Raw genomic sequence first — 6,632 nt, forward strand, 5'->3', positions numbered from 1 at the left:
CCTAAACGTTAAAACATACAGGCACAACCCCCAAGCGTTTTAGAGCGCAACAATAACTCGGTATTGCTAGATATACAGATAAAAAAGGGGCGAAAGCCCCTTTTTTATCTGTCCCAGTAAGCCTCTTCAAGGCTGTCTTCACGCTCAGGAAGTGCGCGAGTCAGGCGAGGCGAGTGCTGTGTCAGTACCTCGTAACTTACACGGTTGGCGTACTTACAAATCTGCGACAGTGACGAATAGCTCAGATAATTCTGCTCATGCTTACTCGAATTTGGCACGTTAGACCTATGGTAGAGGTTAGCAGCCATATCGTGAAGCAAAGAAGAAAGCGCAGCGTCGCCAGCTCCGTTGGTGTTCTTAATTTCAAGAGGACCACCTAGGTAAGGGGCGATGTGTGAATACACTTTCGTCGGGTGTTCGCATTGCGACTTTTTCATCGCTCGGCTGAATTCATATTTATTGAACTCTGGAATGTTGCCGGGTAGAAGTGGGAACGTCGTCTTACGTTTTGCGTGCTCGTCTGTGTATCCCGCCATATACAGTCCAACAGGACCTGCGGTACACAGAACTAAGTCTACCCACTCAAGCGCTTTGTCTGCGGCTAGCAGAGGATCTTTCTCGCCCGTTAGAGCTTCGCCTTCGTCCTCGTTCATTGCAACAACAGTCACGTTCTCTTTCAGGTACTCCTGCCACCAGGTCTCATTACCTTCAATAACGTACTTCGTTCCAAGTGTCAGCACTACAGGTACATCGTATTTCTTCGCCATCTCTACAGCACGCTGAACAGCCATCGGCATTGGGTCTGTAGGTTCGCCACGCATCAGGTACGAAGAAACAACCAGCGCCGCAGCTTTCTTGAATACCTTTTCAGGGATACTTTCTGGAGAAAGCTGGTTCATCTGACCAACGTTTAAAGCAAACGTACGCTCGCCGTCGTCAGAAATCAGGGTATAGCAACGACCAATTGGTCCATCTACTGTTTGCAGGTAGTTCAGATCCATTCTGGAAGAGGTGTTGCAGAGGTAGCGATAAGCGTAGGAACCCACTTCGATGTTCTTGCTCATCACGCCAAGAAGGACAGATTTGCTGTCAGCAAGAACAGAATAGTTGTGAAGCGTGTTGCCAATCGTATCGCCAGGATACTCATGGGTAATCAGGTTTTTCTCTGTTAGTTCGCGGTAAAGTGCGTCCGCTTTTTCTTCTTCTAAAACGAGGGAGTGACCTTTACTTAGATCGTATCGTTTCAGGAAGTCATCATCTACTCTCGCTTCAATATCCACAATGGTTTGACCAACACCAACGATCGTTGGACGGCTCAATTTAGGTGTTTGGCGAATTTGATTGACAAGTGGATCACGAGAATGGGTAGGGAAATAGTGTTTGGACTTGCGCTGACCGGGAAATTTCATGCTGTTTCAAGCGTAAATTGAAAAACGAAGCGCGGATTCTACACAACTTTGATTGGCTAAGCTACCAGTAAACGGTCTTTGTCCGAAGGATATTTCGGAACAAAGACCATTAAATTTCTATGTTTATTCTTCTGTTGCGGATGGTGTGACGTAGGCTTTTGTGCCCCATAGTGGCACCGTAGACAAGCTGTGCTTAAAGCTGCCTGTTGTTTCTTTAGTCGAGTAAGACAGGTACATCAGAGTTTGTGTCTTGGCATCATAAATTCGGCGGATCTTCATGCTTTTAAAGAAGATGCTTTTTGATTTTTTGAATACCACTTCACCGGATTTGGATTTGTCGATTTGCGCAATCATTTCAGGTGTAATGTCACCCGTCTGACGGCAGGAGATGGAACTGTCACTTGGATCCGCCAAGCTCAAGTCTGCTTCTATACTGGCAACATGACAGGTCACGCCTGTTACAATAGGGTCAGCCCAAGTATTCAGTTTGATGTCTTTTAGAGTGAACCACCCAAGTCCCACATCACCCACTTCGTCACTGCTATCACAGGCAGTTAAACCCAAGGCAAGCAGAGGTACAATCGCAAGCTTTTTCAACATATTAAGTCCCAGATCTAATGATATCTTCTCAAGCTACAACAATATGATTGGAACTGCGAGCGATAAATGTGCAAAAGTGAGCGAGTTTACGATTCCGCGACGGTTGCTTTTACATATCTGTTCATAACTGGTTGAGGTAACAAACGCCTACCTGTATGCTTTCGATAGTGCGTTTCACCTTCTAAGCCATTGCTATTCAATAGGTTGTGATAATTGAGGATAAGGCAGTCCAGTTGACCATTCAAAACGATCAAATATTAAACCTCGTCACCCGCAAGAATGGGTGGTTGTCTTCTCAAGTCGATGTTGAGTTTCCTACCAAAGAGAGCATCGCTGGTCGAGAGCTGTACCGGACCAGTCAGTCAAACAAAAGCTATTCTGAAGAGAAAGCAAGCGATTTTGAAGCAGTCGCGGATGAATTGTATGTCGTGGACTTTCATCGTCTGACCATCTGTTTTGCTATGTTAAGCGCAAAGCATTGGGAGTCAGAAAGCGATCAGGCTTTAATGATTGAGTTTCTCACTCAAATTATTTTAGAACCCGACTTTCCAATTATTATTGCATTCAAGAATGGTGAACCAGTTGGATGCGCCTTATCAACGTTACATAATAATGAGATATTGATCTCAGACATATATTTAGAAGATTTTACTTCTGAGAAATATATAAATTTAGTTCAGCAACTAATTAATTTTATTAGCAATAATTTTGATGCTGAGAAATATTATGTAGAGCACCACAATTTTCATACTCAGGGCTAATAGACAGTCGTTTTCTTTATGTGATATGTTTCGCATTGTTCTGCAAATATATGTACGTAAATCTCTATGAGACGCTCTTTCTTAAACGCTATGCTTGTATACTGTGCCTGCCTGTTTACAGGGCAGGTCTACGCAAGCTTGTCTGAAGAAGTCCCATATAATCAGTCACATACAAACACTAGTGTCCACAACCCTCATATCCTTGTATTGCACTCTTACGACCCTTCATATGAATGGACCGCAGACATTCAGCGGGGGATCTCTTACGCCTTTCAAAACAGCAATACCGTTATCGCCCCTTCCATTGAGTACCTGGATACTAAGCGAAACCATCGGGATGATTATTTTGAAGACTTAAAAAAGTTTTTGGAAGTAAAGTATAAAGATTACTATTTTGATGGAATAATTATTACCGACGACAGAGCATTAAAATTCATGAATGAATTTAATAGTGAGCTGGTAAGAAATGTTCCGACAGTGGCCGTTGGTATTAACGACAGGCAAGCCAGTTTAAATTCAATAACGAATATAAATACAATTCTATACGAAGAAGATAATATATTAGAGAATTTAAAAATAATTATAAGAATAAGACCAAATATTAAAAAACTTTATCTACTTTCTGACAACAGCCTGACTTCTACCATAGTTCGCAACGAGATCAAAAAGCATTTCAATATATATCAGAATATACAACTGGTTGAATTGACGGCGGAAACACTGGAACAAGCTCGGAATGTGCTTGGTAACGCATCGAGTGAAGATGCTGTTTTGCTAACCCATTTCAATAGTGAAATTGAAGAGGGCGTTTTCCACAGTTACGACAAGATTGCGCGAAAGATTGCAGATTCCAGCGAAGCACCGGTATTTGTTCTTTGGGAGCACAATATAAAAGGTGACGTTTTAGGGGGGCGGGTGCAAGACCCATTTCTTCTGGGCGTAACCGCGGCTAAGCTTTTGGCGAAAGATGTACCTCTCAACCTTTCAGAAGATTTGCCCAGTGCAAAACAGCACAGTGACATCTTCAACTTTCGGGCATTGAAACGTTTCGGTATCCCAGCCTATTCGTTGCCAACCAATGCATTCGTCATCAACAAGCCCTCATCATTCATAGAAGATAACCTCGAAATGCTGGTTTACTCCGGGACTATCATTTCGATACTTATCGTGATTATTGCTTTGCAGTCTGTTTCTATTCGTCAAAAAAAGGAGTTAGCGAATAAGAATCAAAAGATATTTGAATTACACGAGAAAACCCTGAAAGTTCAGAAAGATATGATCCATGTTTTAGGAGAAGCGATAGAATCGCGTTCGGGTGAGACGGGCAACCATGTTAAGCGGGTTGCCAAATTGTCTTCGTATCTGGCAAAGCTGTATGGCATGAACAAAGCCGATTGCGAACTGATAGAAGTGATTACACCCATGCACGATGTTGGCAAGATAGCTATTCCTGAATCCATTTTGGATAAACCGGGTAGGCTGAATGACAACGAATGGGAAGTAATGAAAACCCACACCATAAGTGGATTCAACCTGCTTAACTCTTCAGATGGCGATGTGATGGCGCTCGCGGCAATAGTCGCGCTAGAACATCATGAGCATTGGGATGGGAACGGATATCCCAATGGCAAAAAAGGCAGCGACATTCATATTTATGCACGTATCACCGCGATTGCAGACGTATTTGATGCACTTCTCAGCCGCCGAAGTTACAAGAGTGAATGGGACATTACTAGTGTCACGGAATATTTTCTTGAGAAACAGGGGAAACAATTTGACCCTGATTTAACTTCGTTACTTATTGAAAATATTGATGAATTTGTGAAAATTCGCCACGAACATCCCGACAATGTGGTGCGTCTGGAAAGAGCTATGTAGTCAACATTCCCACTTACACAAGAATAAGACAGAAAAATTCATAAGCATCGTGATCAAGATGCCACTTTGGATATAAATTCAGGCTGCTGCTAGCAGATTTCGTTTTCTCAGCTTTCCAAAGAAGCGTTGCTGTACAACACTCAAATTTCCCTCAATTGACTTGGGTGTAATATGGATAAAATACGTTGCGTGATTTTTGATTGTGAAGGAACGCTGGTCGACAGTGAAGTGTTGTGCTGTCAGGCGATCGTTGATGTATTTGCTCATTTCAATAAAAACATCAGTTTAGAAGATTGTCTGAATCACTTTCAGGGGGGGAAACCCGCAGACATTCTTGCCGAGACTTGCCACAGACTGAATTGCAATCTCTCTTTGGATTTGCTTGAACCACTCTATCGAGACAGAAAACAAGTTCTTTACGAAGCACAGCTCAAGCCGATCAAAGGGGCCAACTATTTGTTGAGCCAGCTTCAGCAACTGGGCATTGGTGTTTGTATCGCCTCTAATAGCGAAAGCGATAAAATTAAACACGCGCTTCGATTAACAGGGCTAAACAGCTATTTTCGCAATGCCATCTACAGCGCATTCGATGCAAACAGTTGGAAGCCAGAACCAGACCTTTTGCTTTATACCGCCTTGAATATGGGCGTGTCACCCAAGGAATGCATCTATGTTGATGATACTTTGAAAGGGGTAGAAGCGGGGATAAGAGCCGGTATGACGACCTATTACTACCGCCCTAATCAGCCTGAGTACCAAGTCGATCATGAAGCGGTGCATACCATTTCAAATATTGAAGAGATTCTGTTTAACTTTGAACAGAAAACATCGGAGCTCAAACTTAACTTTTCGGCTTCTTAAATCGACAGTCTCGGACTGCAAAGACTCAAAATTAAAAAAGGCACCTGACTATAGGTGCCTTTCTTGTATCTGAAATCTGAATTTATTAGTGAACGGTTTCCTGGGTTTCAGGCTCTGGTGTGGTGTCCTTTGTGACTTTGCCACAATGTTCACATATCAGGACCTTGCCGTTTTCTGAAATCAAGAAATCTTCGCTTCCACAATTTGGGCATGAGCATGCAGGTTTTTTGTCACACCGGATCGGTGCGAAAGAAACGAATTTAAACGGCATATCAACCTCTCAAAAACTGGAAGTAACTTCACATAAAATAATTCTGGTTGCACTTAACCGCTTATCGCAACAACGTTTTTGAATATAGCAGTCACATATTTAGAAAGCCATTTGGGTTTTCGATATGTTACCAGATTCATTTGGAACTGCGCCAAGATTCAAATTTTTGACATATAAGTGTTAAAAAACACAAATTTGGCTTGAAAACTGAAATAGTATTTCAAGCCTATGTGATCATTATCTAACCAATGGATGCTAATAATCCGAAAGAGATGAGAAACTGGGTCGCAATAATGGTGATACCGGCAATCATACAGATTGCAAGGCTTGCAGAGCCACCAGCAACTACATACGTTGATTTTGATGAGTGAATTTTTCTCGCCGTATGAGCCATTTTGACAGGTAGAAATACAGCCAGTACGACCAAGGCAATCGCAGCGTAACCCAATGCCATGATAAACCCTTGAGGGTAGAAAAGTGCAAATGCCATTGGTGGAACAAAAGTAATCAACGCTGTTTTAACTCTGGAATCCTTAGTGTGCTTTTTCAGGCTGTCTCCCAGAAATTCAAACAAACCCAGGCTCACACCTAGAAAGGAAGTCAGCAACGCAAGGTCGGCAAAGACTGAGATAGCATTTTGTACAGATCCAGATTGAACAGTTGAAGACAGTGCCTGCATAAACCCAGCTAGACCATCCTGAGCGTTCAGTTCATCCTGACTTAGTACTCCCAATGTTGACACCTGCCAGAGAATATAGAGTAAAAGAGGTAAGGAAGAACCAAGGATCAGTGCGATTCTTAAACCCTTTATGTCTTTATCAAGGTATTTGACGACGGCCGGAATACTGCCGT

General features: G+C 42.6%; 6 protein-coding genes. 3 read left to right on the plus strand and 3 right to left on the minus strand.

Translation table 11 applies throughout. The features are described from left to right. Positions 1 to 104: 104 nt before the first annotated feature. Positions 105 to 1,409: an inosine/guanosine kinase gene (locus RH89_RS10440; RefSeq protein WP_004401711.1), complete on the minus strand. Its 1,305-nt coding sequence runs from the start codon at positions 1,407 to 1,409 to the stop codon at positions 105 to 107. 123 nt (positions 1,410 to 1,532) lie between these two features. Next, positions 1,533 to 2,009 carry a CreA family protein gene (locus RH89_RS10445; RefSeq protein ID WP_004401713.1) on the minus strand — a complete coding sequence of 159 codons (477 nt, stop codon included), beginning with the start codon at positions 2,007 to 2,009 and terminating at the stop codon, positions 1,533 to 1,535. A gap of 233 nt (positions 2,010 to 2,242) precedes the next feature. Between RH89_RS10445 and RH89_RS10450 the strand changes: the two genes are divergently transcribed. The 3 genes from RH89_RS10450 (at position 2,243) to RH89_RS10460 (ending at position 5,509) form a co-directional block, all read left to right on the plus strand. After that, on the plus strand, positions 2,243 to 2,770 hold the full coding sequence (locus RH89_RS10450) for a hypothetical protein (protein ID WP_004401714.1): 528 nt from the start codon (positions 2,243 to 2,245) through the stop codon (positions 2,768 to 2,770). Between the two features lie 705 nt (positions 2,771 to 3,475). Beyond that, positions 3,476 to 4,648 (plus strand): HD domain-containing phosphohydrolase, encoded by a 1,173-nt coding sequence (locus RH89_RS29905; RefSeq protein ID WP_022609827.1) that lies wholly within the window; start codon positions 3,476 to 3,478, stop codon positions 4,646 to 4,648. A 171-nt stretch (positions 4,649 to 4,819) separates the two neighbouring features. Beyond that, the gene (locus RH89_RS10460; protein WP_004401716.1) at positions 4,820 to 5,509 is read left to right on the plus strand and encodes an HAD-IA family hydrolase; all 690 of its coding nucleotides are present in this window, start codon (positions 4,820 to 4,822) and stop codon (positions 5,507 to 5,509) included. 512 nt (positions 5,510 to 6,021) lie between these two features. Here RH89_RS10460 and RH89_RS10465 read toward each other — a convergent pair. Beyond that, positions 6,022 to 6,632, minus strand: a 611-nt coding sequence (locus RH89_RS10465) for an aromatic amino acid transport family protein (RefSeq protein WP_004401717.1), incomplete at its 5' end; no start/stop codon positions are given.

The organism is Vibrio nigripulchritudo ATCC 27043 (genome assembly GCF_000222685.1).
GTDB classification, from domain to species: domain Bacteria; phylum Pseudomonadota; class Gammaproteobacteria; order Enterobacterales; family Vibrionaceae; genus Vibrio; species Vibrio nigripulchritudo.